The organism is Moraxella bovis, from assembly GCF_002014975.1.
Taxonomy (GTDB): Bacteria; Pseudomonadota; Gammaproteobacteria; order Pseudomonadales; family Moraxellaceae; genus Moraxella; species Moraxella bovis.
This window is the reverse complement of sequence record NZ_MUXV01000001.1, coordinates 1-19,131: the sequence shown is the minus strand read 5'-3', so window position 1 is coordinate 19,131 and position 19,131 is coordinate 1. Positions and strand designations below refer to the sequence as shown.

General features: G+C 47.3%; 15 protein-coding genes, 1 tRNA gene and 1 pseudogene. 7 read left to right on the top strand and 10 right to left on the bottom strand.

Going from position 1 to position 19,131, the window contains the following annotated elements; all coding sequences use genetic code 11:
• Nucleotides 1-20 precede the first annotated feature (20 nt).
• A complete protein-coding gene (gene recO / locus B0182_RS00085; protein WP_078273000.1) occupies nucleotides 21-773 on the top strand; it encodes a DNA repair protein RecO in 753 nt (250 codons plus the stop codon).
• 18 nt (nucleotides 774-791) lie between these two features.
• On the opposite strand, the gene B0182_RS00080 is transcribed toward recO, so the two are convergent.
• From B0182_RS00080 to B0182_RS00065, 4 genes are all read right to left on the bottom strand, one after another.
• The gene (locus B0182_RS00080) at nucleotides 792-2,444 is read right to left on the bottom strand and encodes a fatty acid--CoA ligase (protein WP_078272999.1); all 1,653 of its coding nucleotides are present in this window, start codon (nucleotides 2,442-2,444) and stop codon (nucleotides 792-794) included.
• 197 nt (nucleotides 2,445-2,641) lie between these two features.
• On the bottom strand, nucleotides 2,642-3,178 hold the full coding sequence (locus B0182_RS00075) for a YecA/YgfB family protein (protein ID WP_078272998.1): 537 nt from the start codon (nucleotides 3,176-3,178) through the stop codon (nucleotides 2,642-2,644).
• 98 nt (nucleotides 3,179-3,276) lie between these two features.
• Nucleotides 3,277-3,492 (bottom strand): PA3496 family putative envelope integrity protein, encoded by a 216-nt coding sequence (locus B0182_RS00070; RefSeq protein ID WP_029102430.1) that lies wholly within the window; start codon nucleotides 3,490-3,492, stop codon nucleotides 3,277-3,279.
• A 182-nt stretch (nucleotides 3,493-3,674) separates the two neighbouring features.
• Nucleotides 3,675-4,922, bottom strand: coding sequence for a hypothetical protein (locus B0182_RS00065; RefSeq protein ID WP_143821624.1), 1,248 nt, complete (start codon nucleotides 4,920-4,922; stop codon nucleotides 3,675-3,677).
• Nucleotides 4,923-5,154: 232 nt separating this feature from the next.
• Here B0182_RS00065 and serB point away from each other — a divergent pair, with 232 nt between their 5' ends.
• Nucleotides 5,155-6,360: a phosphoserine phosphatase SerB gene (gene serB, locus B0182_RS00060; protein ID WP_078272996.1), complete on the top strand. Its 1,206-nt coding sequence runs from the start codon at nucleotides 5,155-5,157 to the stop codon at nucleotides 6,358-6,360.
• A gap of 84 nt (nucleotides 6,361-6,444) precedes the next feature.
• Nucleotides 6,445-6,966 (top strand): hypothetical protein, encoded by a 522-nt coding sequence (locus B0182_RS00055; RefSeq protein WP_078272995.1) that lies wholly within the window; start codon nucleotides 6,445-6,447, stop codon nucleotides 6,964-6,966.
• 128 nt (nucleotides 6,967-7,094) lie between these two features.
• Here B0182_RS00055 and B0182_RS00050 read toward each other — a convergent pair whose 3' ends face one another.
• The 5 genes from B0182_RS00050 to B0182_RS00030 form a co-directional block, all read right to left on the bottom strand.
• On the bottom strand, nucleotides 7,095-8,570 hold the full coding sequence (locus tag B0182_RS00050) for a UvrD-helicase domain-containing protein (protein WP_078272994.1): 1,476 nt from the start codon (nucleotides 8,568-8,570) through the stop codon (nucleotides 7,095-7,097).
• Nucleotides 8,571-8,677: 107 nt separating this feature from the next.
• The gene (locus B0182_RS00045) at nucleotides 8,678-9,484 is read right to left on the bottom strand and encodes an acetyl-CoA carboxylase carboxyltransferase subunit alpha (RefSeq protein WP_078272993.1); all 807 of its coding nucleotides are present in this window, start codon (nucleotides 9,482-9,484) and stop codon (nucleotides 8,678-8,680) included.
• A gap of 72 nt (nucleotides 9,485-9,556) precedes the next feature.
• Nucleotides 9,557-10,237 (bottom strand): hypothetical protein, encoded by a 681-nt coding sequence (locus B0182_RS00040; protein ID WP_078272992.1) that lies wholly within the window; start codon nucleotides 10,235-10,237, stop codon nucleotides 9,557-9,559.
• A gap of 3 nt (nucleotides 10,238-10,240) precedes the next feature.
• On the bottom strand, nucleotides 10,241-11,797 hold the full coding sequence (gene ppx / locus B0182_RS00035; protein WP_078272991.1) for an exopolyphosphatase: 1,557 nt from the start codon (nucleotides 11,795-11,797) through the stop codon (nucleotides 10,241-10,243).
• 328 nt (nucleotides 11,798-12,125) lie between these two features.
• Entirely contained in the window at nucleotides 12,126-13,127 is a 1,002-nt protein-coding gene (locus B0182_RS00030) for an RluA family pseudouridine synthase (RefSeq protein ID WP_078273018.1), read from the bottom strand.
• Nucleotides 13,128-13,740: 613 nt separating this feature from the next.
• On the opposite strand from B0182_RS00030, the gene B0182_RS00020 reads away from it, so the two are divergent.
• From B0182_RS00020 to B0182_RS15285, 3 genes and pseudogenes are all read left to right on the top strand, one after another.
• The gene (locus B0182_RS00020) at nucleotides 13,741-17,535 is read left to right on the top strand and encodes an Rne/Rng family ribonuclease (RefSeq protein WP_078272989.1); all 3,795 of its coding nucleotides are present in this window, start codon (nucleotides 13,741-13,743) and stop codon (nucleotides 17,533-17,535) included.
• Between the two features lie 111 nt (nucleotides 17,536-17,646).
• Nucleotides 17,647-17,723, top strand: a tRNA-Pro gene (locus B0182_RS00015).
• A gap of 147 nt (nucleotides 17,724-17,870) precedes the next feature.
• Nucleotides 17,871-18,146: pseudogene (locus B0182_RS15285) on the top strand (Arm DNA-binding domain-containing protein).
• Here B0182_RS15285 and B0182_RS14700 read toward each other — a convergent pair.
• A complete protein-coding gene (locus tag B0182_RS14700) occupies nucleotides 18,097-18,315 on the bottom strand; it encodes a hypothetical protein (protein ID WP_228157749.1) in 219 nt (72 codons plus the stop codon). The pseudogene B0182_RS15285 and the gene B0182_RS14700 overlap by 50 nt on opposite strands.
• Nucleotides 18,316-18,430: 115 nt before the next feature.
• On the opposite strand from B0182_RS14700, the gene B0182_RS00005 reads away from it, so the two are divergent.
• Complete coding sequence (locus B0182_RS00005; protein ID WP_078272987.1) at nucleotides 18,431-19,099, top strand: hypothetical protein; 669 nt, start codon at nucleotides 18,431-18,433, stop codon at nucleotides 19,097-19,099.
• The last annotated feature ends 32 nt before the right edge of the window (nucleotides 19,100-19,131 follow it).

Here is a 19,131-nt window from a genome sequence, read left to right as displayed (position 1 = left end):
TTTATATCAAGCGACCCATCATGAAAAACGAGCCACTGACCGGCTATCTACTACATGCCCGAGCCTATCAAGAAAAACGGGCGATTTATCAGTTTTTTAGTGCCGAACATGGCGTGGTGCATGGCGTAGGCGTGCGTGGCATGCCGTCCTTTGCAGTCATTGAGCTGTTTGCCAGTGGACAAAACACCCTAAAAAACTTCACCCAAATTCACATCACGACCACATCGCCCCCACGCCCTTTGGGGCAAAATCAGTACGCCCTACTCTATCTTAATGAACTCATCTGCCGACTCATCGCCCCCGAAAACCCCTGCCCCGCCCTATGGCAACACTACCATGACAGCGTGACACAACTCCAAGCTGTCAGTCATGACATGGGCAATGATAAAAATAATCAAACGGGCAACAGTACCGCTCATAAGATGAGCAACATGAACAAGATGAAACGGACACTACGGCAGTTTGAGAGAGCGTTGTTTGATGAGCTGGGCGTAGGCATTGACTGGGGTACAGATGAGACAGGGCAGGCGATTGATGTGCAGTCATATTATGACTTTATCCCCACACGGGGCTTTGTCAGCACCGACGACACTGGCACATCAGGGGCAGTGATTAGGGCGGTCAGCAAGACAGACCATCATCAGCCAAGCCCCACCGCCTTGGCACTGCTCGGACAGATACATCGGGCGATGATAGACTACCTACTTGACTACAAGCCCTTAAACAGTCGTAAGTTATGGGCAGAACAGGTCAGATATCGCCAGTTGTCTTGACCGCCTGCCCTGCGTTTGTTACAACTCACCATCCGCCACAAGCGTGCGAATCACCTTTTTGTCATGCTTGCCCACGCTGGTTTTGGGAATATCGGCAACAAAACGTAGCTCGCTCGGCATGCTGTATTTGGGGATAATCTCCCGTTCATAGGCTTGGTGTGCCAGTGCCAAAATGTCATCAGGCGTAATGTTCTCATGATTTGGCTTTTTGACCACCAACGCCAAAGGTCGCTCGCCCCATTTGTCATCAGGAATACCGATGACGGCAATGTCCGCTACAGACGGGTGCAACGACAAAATCGTCTCAATCTCCAATGATGACACCCACTCGCCCCCTGACTTGATGACGTCTTTTAGGCGGTCGGTAACTCGCACCACGCCTTTATCATCCATGTGGGCGATGTCTTGGGTGTGTAGATAACCGCCCGTCCAAAGCTCATCGCCTGCGTCTTGGTTTTTAAAATAACTCTGAGTCAGCCACGGCGTACGCACCACCACTTCGCCTGCGGTTTTGCCGTCTTGGGGTAGGCTTTGCCCGTGCTCATTCCAAATTTGCAAGTCCACGAGTGGCACAGGCACGCCCGTACTTACCCGAATGGCAAGTGAGTTCTCGGGCGTTAAAGGCTCTTTTTTGTCAAAAGTTGCCACCGTAATCACAGGGCAGGTCTCACTCATGCCATAGGCGGTATAGACCTGTATGCCACGGGCTAGGGCGGATTTGGCAAGCCCTTCGGTCAGGCGTGAGCCGCCGATAATCATCTTTAAGCCGTCAAAGGTAATATCACGCTCGCCTGCTTCTTTTAGCATCATTTGTAAAATAGTCGGTACGCAGTGGGTAAAGCTTACCTTGTGTTTGATTGCCAAATCTACCAGTAGGCTTGGCACATAACGGCTTGGGTAGATTTGTTTTAACCCAATCATGGTCGCCACATAGGGAATGCCCCAGCCATTAACATGAAACATTGGCGTAATCGGCATATACACGTCCGAGTATCTAAGCCCAACTTCATCGGGGTTTAGACTTGCCCCCATTGCCACCGCCATGGCGTGCAGGACGATTTGACGATGACTAAAAAACACGCCCTTGGGGTCGCCTGTCGTGCCTGACGTATAAAAAGTCGTGGCAATGGTGTTTTCGTCAAAATCTTCAAATTCAAATACATCATCGGCACGGCTTAACAGCTCTTCGTACTCGCCCACCACAAAATCAGGGGCAGGCGTGGTGTGGTCATCAAGCCAGATGATTTTCTCAACGCTTGGCACGTCATGGACATGATTGCCAATCATCGGCATAAATTCAGAGTTAAGGAGCAACGCCTTGGGCTTGGCGTGGTTTAGGGTGTATAGGATTTTTTCAGGGGACAGGCGGATATTAACCGTTTGCAAAATCAGCCCGAGCATGGGAATGGCAAAATACGCTTCTAAATAGCGATGACTATCCCAGTCCATGACTGCCACAACGTCGCCTCGTTTTAGCCCCAAATCGGTCAAAACATTGGCAAAACGCTGTATCCGCCCCAAAAACTCCCGATAAGTAAATCGGGCTTTGTCGGCATAAAAAATCTCTTGGTCAAGCGAGACGGTTTTGGCTCGGTTTAACAGCTGTTTGATAATGAGTGGAAAAGGATAGGCGTGAAGGCTGGCTTCATAGCCGTGAATGTGGTCGTGCATGATGTGTCCTTACAAATAGATAAAAATCAAAAGTCATCAATCCTAAAACAATCCTAAAATTATCCATCCTAAGACTGATGGCTTAGCATAACTCATTTAAAAACACTTGTAAAGAATTTTTGTACATAAAAAACACCCTAAAACACAGCTGATTTTAGGGCATCCATCACAAAGATTTGTAATATCAAAGACCAACATCAATCATTGGTATGAAACAACAAAAACAGCTCAGTAACATTGCCTTCTAAGCTATTGGCGAGCTGCACCATCATGTCAATGTCACCTCTCATCATGCCAAGCTCTTCACTCTCTTCATCCATGCCTGACAAAATGACCATCGGCAAGGTCAGCTCCGCCACGTCTTTTTCGGTGTCAGCATCATCAAACCAATCCACAGACTCATCGCCATACATCGCCTCGATGAAGCCGATACACCACGCCACCACGTCTGAATTTTCGCCAAAGTCTTCTTCGTCGTCGTCAGCATCAAAGGGCAGTTCAACAGGCTCTTCGTCTTTTAGGGTTTGATAAATCCCATCTCGCCATGCCGTCAGGGCGGTTTTGACATCATCGCTCACCTCATTTTCATGCCCATCAAAATACACAGACAGCCAATTTGGCAGAGGCTTGCCGACGATACTGGCGGTCAAAAACCCATGCGTGGCAACAGGGTCAAAGCCATAAGGGTTCGTCTCTTCGCTGTATAGTAGCGTTATTAATTCATCGCGGGTCATGGGTGTACTCTTAGGGTTTGGGATTAAAATAGCATGGCTAAAAGTGGTATAATTAGATGACAGGCAAATGACAACACCAAACTTAGCCTAAGGCAAGTTTAGGCATCAAAATCATCATCGTCCAAATCATCAAATTCGGCAAAATCATCGTCATCTTCTAAGGCACGCATGAGTTTATTTAGGCGTTGCTCTTCGAGCATGGCGTCGATTTTAAGGCGTTTTTCTAAGGGTTTGGCTTTGGTGTCGTCTGCCAGTTGGGCATCGGCATCTTCTTCAAAATTATCATCATCAAAATCATCATCAAGACCGCTCATGATAACTCCTTTTGGATAAATGGGTTGGGGTAAATAATGGGCAATATGGATAAATTTGTTTTTATTTTTAAATCAATTTGGCAAAAACAAACTGACCCAATTTCAAAATCCTTATAAAGGTAAAATCATCTTTTGTCAAGTAAATTTTTAAAAATATTACCACCATTCCCCATTTTTATCCATCAGCCAGACAGCAATACCTTGTCTCGCACTCGCTCCAATGTCTCGGCATGGGAGACGCTCACGTGTCTTAGATGACGGCATTCACGCTCGGCGACACTAATCGGGTCGGCAAGTTTTAGAAAATTACCGTGAGACGATAAATCCGTGATGACACGATTTGGCATCAGCACCAGTGGTGTTTTGCGGTGTTTTATGCCCACGCTCACCACTTCATCTTGACGGGCGACGTCACTGACATAAGTACGTATGGGTAGGGCAAAGCGTTTGAGTTCACGGTGCTTGTCATAGATGGTTTGATTGAGCATGAGTGCCAGTCGTGCCAGCAGGATGGATGCTAGGGCAGATTTGCTGTATTTGTCTTTGCCTGACAGGACGATACGACAGCCTTGGTCATCAAAGGGCGAGATACTCTCGACGCTGACCCCATGAAACACCGGCAGGGCAAGCAGTTCTGTGGTCGCCTTACTCAGTAGCTGATGGCACAGTGAAAAATAGACGTTTTTGGTCTGATTGCTCACCGTGGCAAGCAGGTCGTTGGGGTCGTCAAAGCGGGCTTGGATGACATAGGTATGCTCGCTTTGTGTTTGATGTGACGGTTCAGATTGGGCGGGGGGCGTATCATACTTGGCGTGATGTGTACTAGATGAGCCTGTTTGAGTGCCGATGGGGTCGCCACTGCTGTGGGCGTGGTTCTTTTGATTGACATCATACAGCAGTCCCTTAGCAAGCAGGCGGTTACGCACGTCATGGGAAATCTCTGTGCAAATGGCGTCGGTCGGGCGTGCCACATAGCCATAAATAAGCAATAGCAGTGCATGTAAAAACGCCACGCCCACCAGATACATCCAGTTATCAGAGATAATCTTGGCTCGATTAATCTCATGCGTCTGCACCGTCACATAGCCCAACACGCTTTGACTGCCTGTCACCACTTCTTTGACCGCATGCCCATTTGTCTCTTTGCCCACAGGCACGAGCAGATTGTCATTAACATCATACACCCCCACAAATGCCACGTCATCGCCCCGAATGTAGCGATTTGCCACCACGCTCATGCTGATGCGGTCGTTAATGCTAAGCGGTGCGGACAGCTCTTCGGCAATCGCCACCGCTTCTGCCTGTATGCTACGCTCATAACGCTCTTTTTGCTGTCGCTCGGCACTGATGACAAAAAACAGCAAATTTAGGGTTAGGCTTACCAAAATAAAAACAGCAAATAAGCCATGACGAGGGGCAGGATAGGTCATGATGAATCGTTCATTGGGCATGTGGACAAATAGGGTATAGATTTTATCATTTTTTTTGTGAAATTTTAAGCACTTAAACTCATACTGGCATGATTTGGATAAAATTTTTACATAATATTGACCAAGTTGTTATAAAATTTCAATAATTCATGTCCATGCCAATTTTAACTTTTCATTGCCCAGCTAAAAATGTTACAATAAAACGCAACATCAACAATAACGAGTACTAACGATGAATACTTATGCACTTCCCAAAGATTCTAAGGCATGGCAAAATGCCATTGACCGTGTGGCACATCTTTTGCCTGAGGGTACAACAGGCAGTATTCAAGCTCTAAAACAGTTGCCCGTTTTTGCCATTATTGTGGTGGTAGCAAAGACAGCAGTTGATAAACTGACAGACAGTGGTCGGCAGATGGATGACGTGGTGCAAACATGGAGCAGTGAGCAAAGGGGCTGGCAAGCTGTGGTGGTCGCTGATGATGAGATGGCGGTTGCTAATGCACATCTGATTGGCACTCATGAGCATCTCTCTGACGTGGCGGTATATCGTTATCTACTCATCCCAACCGACCACAAAGAGATGAATGCCGACAAGCGTGAGGCGGTCGCCCACATCATCGATGAACAGCTGACCGCTTATCTAAGAAAAACCTTAAAGCCCAAGCCCAACTATCAATTTCAAGTTGATGAGACAGGGCAAGTATCCGAACTTACCCCCGAGCAGATGGCACAACTCAAAAAAGGCTATATTGACGTTCATATCCTATCCATCGCCCAAATGCTTCGCCGTCATAAACTTGTTTGTTTTGACATGGATTCAACGCTCATTCATCAAGAGGTTATCGTTGAGTTGGCACGCATTGCCGGTGTGGCGGACAAGGTTGCAGAAATTACCGAATCTGCCATGCGTGGTGAGATAGATTTTAATGAAAGTTTTGCCAAACGTGTGGCACTCTTAGAGGGTGTGGATGTCTCGGTGGTTGATGAGATTATCAAAGACCACATCAGCTTCTCAGAGGGAGCATTTGCCACCATCAAAGCCCTAAAAAGCAAAGGCTGTCGCACGGTGCTGATATCAGGGGGCTTTACCCCGTTTGCCAAATATGTTGCCGAGACGTTGGGCATGGATGAATATCATGCCAATCCCCTACTGGCAACAGGCGGTAAGCTGACAGGCGGGGTTGGGTCTGATATCATTGACGGCAAAGCCAAAGCCCGCATCGTCGCTCATGTCGCTGATAAGATGGCGATAGACATGGAAGAAGTGGTGTGCGTGGGCGATGGGGCAAACGACTTGCCCATGATGGCGATTAGCGACATTGGTGTTGCTTATAAAGCCAAGCCCATCGTGCGTGTTAAAGCTGACACTTCGGTCAATATCACAGGACTAGAAGGCGTGCTGTACGCCATGGGTCATCGCTTTGATAAGCACTGATAAATCCAAGTTACCAAAAAACACTTTTAAACGCTCGGATTTGCGTTAGAGTATTATTTTTTATTTTGCCATTTTGAGAACATCATGCCAACTTTACCCATCATCGACGTAAAAACCGACCCTTTGGATGCCCTGCTGTACGGCTTAGGACTGCGACTGTCAGCCCTATCCAAGGGCGATAACGAGACTTATCACAACCTTATCAAAGACAAAGAGCTTGCCATTCAATTTAAAAGTGGCGATGACGTGGCACGCTACTACCGCTTTGTTGATGGGCATTTTGGGCAGGCGTTGGGGACTGCCAGACATGCTGATTTGACCATTGACTTTAAAGACTCCATGACGGGCGTGCGACTGCTTGCCAAAGGCGACATCACCAGTTTTATGAGTGCCATCCAAGATGGCGATGTGGTCATCTCGGGCGATTATAAGCTCGTGCTGTGGTTTGCAGGTGTTGCCAAGCAGGGGGCGAGCTTGCCTGAACCTTATGCTGATTATGTCAAACAAGCCAAGCCGTATTTTGAGCAGGCTCGTCCTTATATAAATAAAGCGGTTGATTTTACCAATAAGACGTTTGGTAAAAATTTTGGCAAGTCTGGTAAATAACATCTCATTCATCAAACGCATAATGCATGGGGCGTGGCATACATGCTCTTTTTTACACGTCCCTTTTTAAAATGGATGTAACAAATCGCCCCATGCCATCCCCAATTTAAATCACTACACCCATTACCCTACCCATACACCAATTTCTTACCACTGACCAGTCCTGCCAACAGCTCCTTAATGCCGTCCACGTCCAGCACGTCCTTGCCCCGAGTGCAGGCGACATAGAGCAGGCGTAGCTCTTCGGGGCTGATTTTGACGGTTTGGCGATTGACATCGTACAAAAAGTCATCATCTATCTGCACCCTGCCCCATTCTAACCCCTTGGATTTGTGGGCGGTAGAGACGACATAGTCAGCGTGTGAATGCGTGGTTAGGTTATTGATGGCGGATGTGATGGTCTTGGTGCCATGCTCTTCGATAAGTCGCACCCAAGTTTTTAGGTCACTGCCTTCGCCTGTCTCGCTAAACTCTTGGACTTCGCCCCAATGACTAAAAAAGGCAAGCTCGGGCGTGCCATAGGCGGATTTGCCATGTTTTAAGCTGTCTGCCCCTTGGCAAAATCGCAGTATTCTTGCACTGTCGGCTTGCAAGGCGACTTTATGCCCCATCTTTTGCCCTGCCAACAGACGAGCCATGGCGTTGGCGTTGGTGCGACAAAGGATGGCATCTTTTTGCCCATTTGCCAGCAGGCGTGCGGTCATCGAATGTTTGGCAGGGTTGCCTTTTAGAGGGATTTCTTCTTGTAATGCCTTTAAAAAAATATTGGCAACTTTGGCAATCTCATCGCCAAAGCGAAACGACTGCGTAAGTAGCGTGGCAGGATACGGCAAGCGTTTCATGGCGTTGGTCGCTCCCCGCCATTCATAAATCTGCTGATGAGCATCCCCGACATAAATGGTCTGCTTATTTTGTTGTAATAACGCCCCCATCATGAGCGGGTCGGCATCTTGGGCTTCGTCAAACAGGATGAAGTCGGCAGGAATGATGGGATTTGAGAGCGTCCACAGTTTTAGATAGACATCATGCCCTATCCCTGCTTGATGGCGGGGGTCGATGGACGACAGCCAGCGATATTCAAAGGCAGGATAGAGTAGCTCTTGCAATCGCACCTTGTCAGCATCCGACAGCCAAGACGGGGGCGTGATGTGGCGTGGGGCAGGATAGGCAGATGACGTCTTACAAAACGTGATGATGGCTTCGCTTATGATATTAGCAAGTTTGGCAGGGGTCAGCACCACGGATTTTTTAACCCCGTCAAAACTTCGCTCCACTTCGATGGCACTCAAGCCAAGCTCCGTTGCCAGTCTAGCAGGGGTCAGCCGTGGCAGACTCACTTTGGCGGTAATGCCCCGCGGCACATGGCGATAGGCGAGCGAGTGAAAGGTTTGGCATTTGACATTGGGGGGAAATTTGCCTTGGGCTTCACTGGCGATGGACTTATTAAATGCCAAATACAGCCCACGCCCACGCAAATTCTCGCTGATGAGTTTGAGTGTCGTGGTCTTGCCTGCCCCTGCATACGCCACGATTTTAAAGGAATCGCCTGTCATCGCCATATTTAGGGCGGATAATTGCTCATCGGTAGGGGCGTATGCGGTCATGGCGGTCGGTCTGGATAAAACGTGGTATTATAGCAAATTTTGCCTGCATTGTCGGTAGTTTTGGCAATAATAAACCGCCCTTTTTGGCGGTTTGTCTGACATCACAATCACAGCGAAGTCTTAGAATTAAATCTCATAAGACGCTCATACCGCCCAGCGAGCAACTCATTTTTGCCCAGCATTTCAAGCTCGTTTAATTGCTCGTTTAACAAATTTTTTAAATTTGTCATCACCACATCAGGCTCAATATGTCCACCAGCCCCTTCGTCCACAACTTCGTCAATGAGTCCCAACTGGTGCAAATTATTTGCCGACAGTTTCAACGCTTCGGACGCATCAGGGGCTTTTTCTGCGGTTTTCCACAGGATAGAGGCACAGCCTTCGGGGCTGATGACCGAATAAATGCTATTTTGGAGCATATTGACCTTATCCGCCACACCGATTGCCAACGCTCCGCCCGAACCGCCTTCACCAATGACGGTAGCGATGATTGGGGTGTTAAGACTGCTAAATACCGCAATGGCACGGGCAATGGCTTCTGCCTGCCCACGCTCTTCTGCTCCCACCCCGGGGTACGCCCCTGGGGTGTCGATGAATGTCAAAACAGGCAAGCCAAAGCGTTCTGCCATCTGCACAAGGCGAATGACCTTGCGGTAACCTTCGGGGCTTGCCATACCAAAATTGTGGGTAATCCGCTCACGAGTAGAACGCCCACGGTGCTGACCGATGACCATGACAGGCTTGCCGTCAAAACGAGCAAGACCGCCCAAAATCGCACGGTCGTCATGAAAAGCACGGTCGCCATGCAACTCATCAAATTCAGTAAATAGCGTCTTGACATAATCCAAAAACAGCGGACGGTCGGCATGGCGGGCAAGTTTGACACTTTCCCAAACGCTCACAGGTTGGTTCATAATGTTTCCTTATCATTCGTACAAATGTAAACTTATATAGTTTAGCATATTTTTTGGCGTTTGGGAAATGGTTTAGGGGTCGTCCCACGCTCGCCCATTGGTGTAGTTTTTCTTGACAAAAGGGAAATGGCTGGCGGTTGGGTCTTGTTGGAGCATTTTTACCATACTGTCAATTATCCAAATGCAACTTCTTAGGTTTTCAGGAATGTATCTTTCATTTTGATGGGTAAAATAAAAAATAGCTCCCATCTCATTGGAACTGATTACATAAGAAAAATCATGCCACAATGACTTTTTTAAACTTATCGCAAACGACAGATTGCCCTTAGACAGAATATAAACACTTCCTATCTTATCAATCGGCATAGCCACAAGCTCTTCACCAAAAGGGTCATACACACGCATGTCTTGATGATGAATGGTAATAAAAGGAGTGATTTTTGGTAGATTTTTAATTACTTTTAATTGCTTTTTATATTGGTATTTGTCAATCATTGAAATGACTGCAAACATCACGATGAGTAGAAGCCAAAACCAAATAATATCCAGTATCGAATTACCCAAAGATAACAAAAGACCCAACACAAACAGTTGTCCTATCACCACCAAAGCACAAAACAACCAACCATGCAGATTGTCTTTTTTATAATACTCTGCAAATCGCTCTTTGGTAGCATTCTCACGCATGATGACAAACGGCAAGGGAATGCTCATACGGCTTGAAATGTCATCATTGCTCTTGTATACGGTCATGGATTAGCCAACCACCGACAATTTCACCCCCCATTTGGCAAATTGGGCAATGTCATTATTTAATTCATTAACGATAAGCTCTTTGTGCAAGCCGTCTCCCAGCGTGATTTGCCAATGGTCTTTGTTTTTGTCCAAAATGGATAGGTAAATGGGGGCGGATTTTATGGTGCGTGAGTGGTTGGCGGTAACGGCAAGGCGTAAAATCAGGCACAGATAGGCAAGTTTGCGACCGCCTAAGTTTTCAATAATATCTAGGTTTTCGGATTTGAGTTTGCGTCTGTGGTTTAGGGCAATCTGAGCCATGCTCGCTTGACCCGTTTGGGCAAAACCTGCAATGTCCGAAAATTCAAGCAAATACGCACTATGACGCTGATAGTTGCTATGACCCACGGCAAGCCCAATCTCATGCAAATTGGACGCACGGCGGAGCAAGTCTCTGTCTTCATCATCAAAGCCCAAATCCGCCTTGACCATGTCAAACAGTCGCCCACAAGTCGTCATGACACGCCCTGCCTGCTTAAAATCCACCGAATACCGCTCAGCAAGGGCGGACACCGAACGGTCTCGCACGTCTTCATTGTCAAGCCGCCCCAGCATGTCATACATCACGCCTTCACGCAACGCCCCGTCTGAATAATAAAGGTCTTTAATATCAAGCGTTTGCATGATTGCCAAAAGCTCCGCCACTCCCGCTGGGAATACCGCTTGGCGATGAGCTTTTACCCCTTCAAAGGTGATTTTGTCAATGTTGCCAAGTTTGATAAGGTGTTTTTTTAATTTTATCATGCCGTCCAGCGTGATGACATCTTTGGCAAATCCAAGCTCTTCTAGCACAAGTTTACACGCCTTTGCTGTGCCAGATGACGCGATGGCGTTGTCCCAGCCTGTTTTTTTGTAGCGTTTGGCGATACTTAACAGCTCGGTTTGGGTTGCCGTCATCGCCCCGTCAAACGCACGCTCGCTGATACGTCCGTCTGCAAAAAATTTGCGAGTAAAAGACACACAGCCCATTTGCAAACTTTCCATTTCAATGGGTTCAAAGCCTTGTCCGATGATAAATTCGGTACTGCCCCCACCGATGTCAATCACAAGGCGTTTGTCGGTACTGGCGTTAGAGTGCGACACGCCAAGATAGATAAGGCGAGCTTCTTCACGCCCTGCGATGACTTCAATGGGCTTTAACAAAAAAGCATTGGCACGGCGGATAAATTCTTGGGCGTTCACCGCCTTTCTTAGGGCGTTGGTTGCCACCACCCTTAGGCGGTCGGGGCTGATTTCGCTGACATGGGGCAAAAAGCGTTTTAGGCAATCAATGCCACGCTCCATGGCTTCCTCAGATAGGACGTTGTTTTCGTCAAGCCCTGCCCCTAATTGCACTTTTTCAGAAATGCTGGCGATACGGCGTACCTCCCCATGGTCAAGCCGAGCGATTGCCAAGTGAAAACTGTTTGACCCCAAGTCTATCGCCCCCAAAAGTTCATCACGGGACAGCCCTGTGTCAGAAATGGATTTGGCAATCGCTTCATGGCGGGCGGTCGTGTCTATCATTACAGGTTTCATGGCGTTTTTCCAAAAAATATAAATGACTACTGTAAAATAAAATTGGCAAATTGTCTAGGGCTTTTTGGGGAAATTGGGTTGATTTGGGGAAGCGTTCTATGTTTGTCTGTCGTAATGGTAAAGTGCGTATTACGCACCAATATTTTTTAAGCCTTTGCTAATTGATGATAATTTTGGATAGATTTGTAGGAGCAAATTGCAATTTTTCCCTACCAATTTATCCAAAAAACTTACCCATTAACAATGCCTAAAAACATAGTGGTGCGTGGTATGCACCTTACTTACTCTTAACTAGCTCTTAACCCATGTTAAATAATCGCACACAATCCTAAACCCTATCCCCCACAAACCCCCTCATATCATCAGGCATATCCACTTCAAACACCTGCACATTATCATCGCTTGGCACAGCAATCCGCCATGCGTGCAGACACAGCCGTTTTATGCCTTTTTGGGTGGCAAGGCTTGCTTGCGTGGGCGATTGGTATTTGTCATCGCCAAGCAAGGCATGACCGATACTTGCCATATGCACACGGATTTGGTGCGTGCGTCCTGTCAAAGGACTTGCCTTGACAAGGCTTACCGCCATGCCGTCTATCTCAAAAGTCGCCAGCACCTCTATCACAGTCTGGGACGGTTTGCCGTCTTTATCTACCTTGACCCGTCTTTCACGATTTTTTAGGGTATATTTAAGGAGCGGCTTGTCTATTTTTTGACCGCTCTTGACCGTGCCATGCACCACGCACAGATAGTCTTTTTGTATGGTTTTTTCTCTAAAATGGGCTTGTAAGTCTTTTAATGTACTGCGTTTTTTGGCGATAAGCAGTAGCCCTGACGTATCTTTGTCAATCCTATGGATAAGTTCTAAATATTTTTTGCCCGTTGCCACTCGCATGGCTTCAATCACCCCAAAACTCTCGCCACTTCCGCCATGCACCGCCAAGCCGTGCGGTTTGTTTAGCACAATCAAGCCGTCATTTTCAAACACCACTCGTCCAAGCAAGCTTTTAGCAAAGTCGTCTGACACCACAGGTTCATCACGCACCGACAGGCGAATGGGAGCGACACGCACGACATCGCCTGCACTAATGCGGTCATGGGGCTTACAGCGTTTTTTATTGATGCGGATTTCATCGTCTCTGATGAGCTTATATAGGTGCGAGCGTGGCAAGCCTTTTAAGCGAGCGAGCAAAAAATTATCAATGCGTTGTCCGTCTTGGTTGGGCGTTACGCTGATAAAATTGACTTTGGCAAAGTCGGTGATGACATCGTCCGCTGATTGGGGTTTGGGCGTTGGTTTTTTGGGCGATTTGGAAAATGGTTTTTGCATAATTTGTAAAAAGTAAAAATTTTGGTAGGAAAAATCGGTCAAATCTGTTAAAATCCAACCGCTAATAACATAGTTTAGCACATTGCCCAATAAAGTGATGAGAAAATGTCAATTTTGCCAATCATGGCGTATGTTTAAAAATTTCAAGCAAATTTCTTTTTAAGGGTGTCATACCCACATTCATCAAACTTAAATCACGGCAATCACCCTATTTTTTATTTTGCACACAAAGTGCGTAAGAATTTTTGCCAAACCCACACGACCACACAAGACAAACACTGTGGTCGGAGAATTGGCGGTTTGGCTCATCGGTGCAAGCGATGATACGGATATTTTAGGAAATTTTTTGTATTGTATTTATCATCATGCCCAATTTATCGTGGTGCCTACACGCACCAAACCACATTGGCACGCTCACAATACCATCAAATCTCCCCCAATGTTAGGCGTTGAACTGATTTGGCAATCATTTGCCAAATGGGTTTTTAAATGTAAATTTTATGTTGCGTGATTGATTTTTAAAGCATAAAGTCAATCACAACCCAACCACTTTTGTCTAATAGGCAACGCCTCCTCTTACCACTTTGATGTGCCTTATGTTAAGGAAACATCAATGAAACGCATTCTTATCAACGCCACCCACAACGAAGAGATTCGTGTGGCACTGTGCAAAGACCACCACCTTTACGATTTTGACCTAGAAAATCGTACGCGTGAACAAAAAAAAGCCAACATCTACAAAGGGCATATTACCCGTGTTGAGCCGTCATTAGAAGCGGTATTTGTCGAATACGGCTCGGCTCGTCAGGGCTTTTTGCCCCTCAGAGAGATTGCCCCAGAGTACCTAAAAGGCAACCCACGCACCGACAACATCAGAGACATCATCAAAGAAGGCGACAGCGTCATCGTTCAAGTCGAAAAAGAAGAACGTGGCAACAAAGGAGCTGCCTTGTCCACTTATGTGTCGCTCGCTGGGCGTTATCTGGTACTCATGCCTAACAACGCCAAGGCAGGCGGTATCAGCCGTCAAATCTCAGGCAAAGTCCGTGATGAGATGAAGCAAATCATCGCCAGTCTGTCCATACCCCGTGGCATGAGCGTGATTGTGAGAACGGCAGGGATTGGCAAGGGCTTTGATGACCTACAAAACGACCTAAACCACCTGCTCGATGCGTGGTCATCTATCCAAGAGCAAAACCGCACTCGCCCCAGCCCCTGCCTTGTCCACCAAGAAGCAGGCGTGGTCACTCGTGCCGTGCGTGATTATCTTAGAGATGACATCGGCGAGGTATGGATTGACAGCGAGAACGCCTATAACGAAGCGGCGCATTTTATTGCGTCCGTCATGCCCACCCAAATGGGCAAACTGCGTAAATATACCGATTATGAGCCACTGTTTAGCCGTTTTGGGGTAGAGCGTCAGATTGAGACCGCCTATCAGCGTGAAGTACGCCTGCCATCTGGTGGCTCTATCGTCATCGACCAAACCGAAGCCATGGTGGCAATCGACATCAACTCCGCCAAGTCCACCAAAGGCTCGGACGTCTCCGAGACCGCTTATCACACCAACTTAGAAGCCGCCGATGAAATTGCCCGCCAGCTACGCCTAAGAGACATGGGCGGACTCATCGTCATTGACTTTATTGACATGAACGACCCACGCCACCAAAAGGATGTGGAAAAACGCTTGATTGATGCCACACGCTACGACCGTGCCAGAGTGCAGTTTGCCGAGATTAGCAAATTTGGGCTGATGGAGATGAGCCGTCAGCGTCTGCGTCCGTCCCTAGAAGAAGCCACAGGCTATCTATGCCCTCGTTGTCATGGCAACGGCATGATACGGGATTTGCGTTCGCTTGCTCTGTCTATCATGCGTCAGATTGAACAGATTGCCCTAAAAGAGCGTATGGGTGAGATTCAAGCCGAAGTGCCGACCGAGATTGCCGCCTTTTTGCTTAACGAAAAACGTGAAAGCCTTGTGTATTTAGAGCAAGACTCAGGCACACGCATTACCATTTTGCCCCATGCTCATCTAGAATCGCCCAATTTTAGCTTGCACTTCAACCCAGACGGCTTTGCCCCGTCAAGCTATGAGCGGATTGTTGATGTTGAAGAGCGTGAAAACATTGACCGTGGCTATGAAGTGAACTGGCAAACGCCCGAACCTGCCACACCAAAAGGGGCAAATCATTGGGACAAAACCGAACAAAAGCCCGCCCCAAACACCCAAAAAGACAAGCCCAAAGCCAAAGACACAAAACCTATCCATGAGCCAAAAGCCGTGGCGTGGTTATCCAATCTATTTGCCCCCAAACCACAGGCACGCCTTGCTCACACCCTAAATAACGAAGACGCTGCCGCTGCCATCGAATCCATCGTCAATGGTGGGGGCGTGAGCCTAGGTTCGTTTGGCACCCTAGCTCTGCCCGAAAAAGAACACAAAGAAGCAAAAGCTGACGACAAAACCCACGACAAGAGCGGTGACAAACATCATGACAAGACAGAACGCCTTGCTCGCTCTGAACGTGATGACAAATACAAGAAAAAGACCAAACGTGACCACAGCGACAGTGACAGTCAGAACAAGACCGACAAACGCGAAAACTATGATAAGGACAGAAACGAAAAAACCGACCGTCGCAGAAAAGAGCCAGACTATCCCAAGCGTGAGCCAAACTCTCAGCGTGAATCTCGTGGCGAAATGGTGCGTGGCGAGACATTAAGACCTGCCGACAAAGCGGACATGGCAAGTACCGACAGCCATCAGTCAGGCAAGGCCCACGACAAAGCAGACAAAGGGGCGGATAAAGGCATAGACAAGGGCATGGACAGATCGGCAACCAAACCCCAAGCCGATGAGCCAAAGCCAGAATCAAAACATAAGCCAAGAGCAGACAAGAGTGCTGATAAACCTGCCAAAGCTGACCGTAGCACACGCAAATCTGCCAACCCCGATGAAGTGGTGCTATACATCAGTCCCATCATCCAGCATGAAATGACAGGCGATGTGGTGCATGTCTCGCTAGACAACAGCAAACCCAAGCCAAAACGCACCAGAGCTGAAAAAGCCGAACCCGCCGATAAACCCAACAAAGACAGCGAAGTGGTAGACTTGGCGGTGCAAGCAGAAGTGGTAACAGAAACCATCAGTGTGGATGACAGTGTTACCACTCCTGTTACCACACCTGCCAATGATACAGGGGTAAATCAGAAAGGGCAAGCCACATCCACCCAAGTAGGTGGAGTAAGTGCTAATGCTTGCGACATGACACAGCAGGCAGACATGCCAACCGCTGATGTCGTGAGTGCAGAACGCCTAACCACGCTCGCCCAAGAGATGAATAAGGCAATCAACGACCCCCGAGTCGTGGCGGTCGCCCTGCGTGAGAAGCTTGGTCTGACCAAAGCACAGTCAGCCCCCACCACAACTCGCCCGACCATCACAGGCACGGCAGGCGAGTTCATCCAAAGCGTACTGGGCGACACCCTGCCCCAAGCATGGCGTGATGACTTTGTGGCACACTTTTTGCGTGCGGTAGACGCCATTCACGCTGACAAACCCACAGAGACTCACTCTGCGACAGATGGAGAGCAAGAGTTTGAACAGGCGTTCGCCAAGCAGTTCGCCAACTATGGCTACGCTCCACTCTCAAGCGAATATCTGGCGGACTTTGCCGAGCATACCACCGCACAGCGTGCATGGCACATCGGACAAGGCAAAACCAAAACCATGCCACGCCCCATCGCTCAGCGTGCCAGCAACGATCCCCGTGGTCAACACCCTGACTTAGGCACAAGTCCCATCCTTGATGAGACAACAGGCGAATCTGTCCCGAGTACGATTACAGACGAGACGCCAACCCCTGCCACAGAAACTCACAAGCCTGAGCCTGTGGACAGCCCTGACCTGCCAGTAGGCGACATGGCGGAGCCTAGTACACATGACACTACCGAGCCAAGCTTGTTAGAGTCTGCCAGCGACACCATGGATAAAGTGTTAGAATCCGCTGAGTCCGCCTTGGAATCTTTGGTGCAAGCCTTGGATGATATCATCAGTCCAACTGATGAATCCAAAGACGACGATAAAATGTCAGATGCCAAAGCCCCCAAAGTAGCTGATAAGACTGACGATAAGACAAATGATGAGACCACCAAAACCAGTCCTGCCAGCTATAAGGACATGATTGAGAGCGTCTCGGGTCAACTGCTACAACCAACAGGGATTTTGAATTTGGTAACGCCCAAAAAGCCCAAACCTGCCAAAACAAAAACTCCAAAACCTGCCAAAACCCCTGCCAAGAGAACATCTAAGGCAGCCCAAAAGGCAAAAGTCGTCAAACGCAAACCCAAAGCCGATGACAACACCCCGCTTGATACCCCATCATCTGATGACAATCAAGCAGGATAAACCGCCATACAAACCCACCCAAATTTATTGGGCGGTTTTTGCTTTACAATCACAATACAAGTTAAAAATCGCTTGCAATCTACCAAAAACCTGCTATAATAATCGCCTATTCGGGGTGTAGCGCAGCTTGGTAGCGCACTTGCATGGGGTGCAAGGGGTCGCGAGTTCGAATCCCGCCACTCCGACCATTAAACAATCTAGGGCTGTCCGTCATCGTACGACAGCCTTAGATTTTCCTAGGCTTTAAGCTCTTTTCTTGTCTTTGGCTGTCCGTCATAATCTATTGCTATCCATAAAAAACTGGTATACGAGTTCGTAACCAAAATATACCAAAAATGAGCCTTACAGATACCGCCATTAAACGCCTACAGCCTAACGATAAATGCACACCGAATAAGCCCAATAAAATCAGTGATGGTAATGGGCTATGGCTTTATATGCGACATACAGGCACAAAAGTTTTTATATCAATTTACAGCCACAATGGCAAGTAAAAAGAAAAGGCATTAGGCAAATACCCTGCCTTATCGTTGGCACAAGCACGAGCCAAAAATATAGAAATCAAAGAGCAGTTAACACAAGGCATAGACCCCAAAGAAGTTGCCAAATAAGCCAAAATAAAGCAATCTGACAACCGTTTTGATACGTTCGATAAGCTGTGGTTGGGACACCCTTTTCACAAAAAAACAGCTTAAAATTGCTTATAAGCTGTTTTTTATTTTTTATCTTTTGTAATAAATCAATCTTTTGTTTAGTGGTTTTTAAAAAGCCATGAAACATAGATCTTACCCACCCTTTGTATTTACAACGAAAACATCCGTTTAAAAGGCAGGCATTCTCCATTCTTGACAAAATTATTTGGCTGATTTAGGATAAATCAAAAAGATTGCCAATCATGAAATTTATCACTCCCTTACTTATCGCCCTATCATGCGTGGCGATTATCGCCATTATGCCATCGTCTAATAGTCAAAGCCAATTTACCCATATCGGCTATGATATGTGCATGCATAAAGAGCTTAGCAAGATTGCCCTAAAACATGGGGCGGATTTTATGACCAATCACGATTTTGATATGCCCGCCCTTGACATCATTGGCGACAAACAAACCATTCAAACAATCCAAGATGAATTTAATCAAATCCAAAATACGCACTCGGGGGCGGATAATTGCCATATCTCCAATCTTAACTACCACGCCAAGCACGTCAATCCCAAATTAGCACCCCACATTCCTAATGACGTGGATTATGTCAGCTATGCTCCGCCTAATATCGGACAGGATAAAGCGGTATATTGCCACTATCATTTTAGTGAGCAAATTTTTACCACGCCACAAGCAAAGTCGCAATGCCATTTTATTTATCTTGATAATGACCGCCTTATCACCGAAGACATTAGCGATTTAGAGCGACTGCATTTAACTCTCATGCATGACACACATCAATTTTATAAGCCGTATAGCTTTATTTATGAATGGCATGATAACGCCCATTTACGCTATGGCATCACCTTTGTTGCTCAGGTTAATAATCAGCGTTATGGGTATGCAGGTGTTTATTAAGAGCAATTAAAAATTAGGCTCTGGTCTAAAAA

Bases quoted from the DNA above. Each gene is read 5' to 3' on its own strand.
- recO (WP_078273000.1), top strand. From the start codon at position 21: ATGAAAAACGAGCCACTGACCGGCTATCTACTACATGCCCGAGCCTAT.
- B0182_RS00080 (WP_078272999.1), bottom strand. From the start codon at position 2,444: ATGCACGACCACATTCACGGCTATGAAGCCAGCCTTCACGCCTATCCT.
- B0182_RS00075 (WP_078272998.1), bottom strand. From the start codon at position 3,178: ATGACCCGCGATGAATTAATAACGCTACTATACAGCGAAGAGACGAAC.
- B0182_RS00070 (WP_029102430.1), bottom strand. From the start codon at position 3,492: ATGAGCGGTCTTGATGATGATTTTGATGATGATAATTTTGAAGAAGAT.
- B0182_RS00065 (WP_143821624.1), bottom strand. From the start codon at position 4,922: ATGACCTATCCTGCCCCTCGTCATGGCTTATTTGCTGTTTTTATTTTG.
- serB (WP_078272996.1), top strand. From the start codon at position 5,155: ATGAATACTTATGCACTTCCCAAAGATTCTAAGGCATGGCAAAATGCC.
- B0182_RS00055 (WP_078272995.1), top strand. From the start codon at position 6,445: ATGCCAACTTTACCCATCATCGACGTAAAAACCGACCCTTTGGATGCC.
- B0182_RS00050 (WP_078272994.1), bottom strand. From the start codon at position 8,570: ATGACCGCATACGCCCCTACCGATGAGCAATTATCCGCCCTAAATATG.
- B0182_RS00045 (WP_078272993.1), bottom strand. From the start codon at position 9,484: ATGAACCAACCTGTGAGCGTTTGGGAAAGTGTCAAACTTGCCCGCCAT.
- B0182_RS00040 (WP_078272992.1), bottom strand. From the start codon at position 10,237: ATGACCGTATACAAGAGCAATGATGACATTTCAAGCCGTATGAGCATT.
- ppx (WP_078272991.1), bottom strand. From the start codon at position 11,797: ATGAAACCTGTAATGATAGACACGACCGCCCGCCATGAAGCGATTGCC.
- B0182_RS00030 (WP_078273018.1), bottom strand. From the start codon at position 13,127: ATGCAAAAACCATTTTCCAAATCGCCCAAAAAACCAACGCCCAAACCC.
- B0182_RS00020 (WP_078272989.1), top strand. From the start codon at position 13,741: ATGAAACGCATTCTTATCAACGCCACCCACAACGAAGAGATTCGTGTG.
- B0182_RS14700 (WP_228157749.1), bottom strand. From the start codon at position 18,315: ATGTTTCATGGCTTTTTAAAAACCACTAAACAAAAGATTGATTTATTA.
- B0182_RS00005 (WP_078272987.1), top strand. From the start codon at position 18,431: ATGAAATTTATCACTCCCTTACTTATCGCCCTATCATGCGTGGCGATT.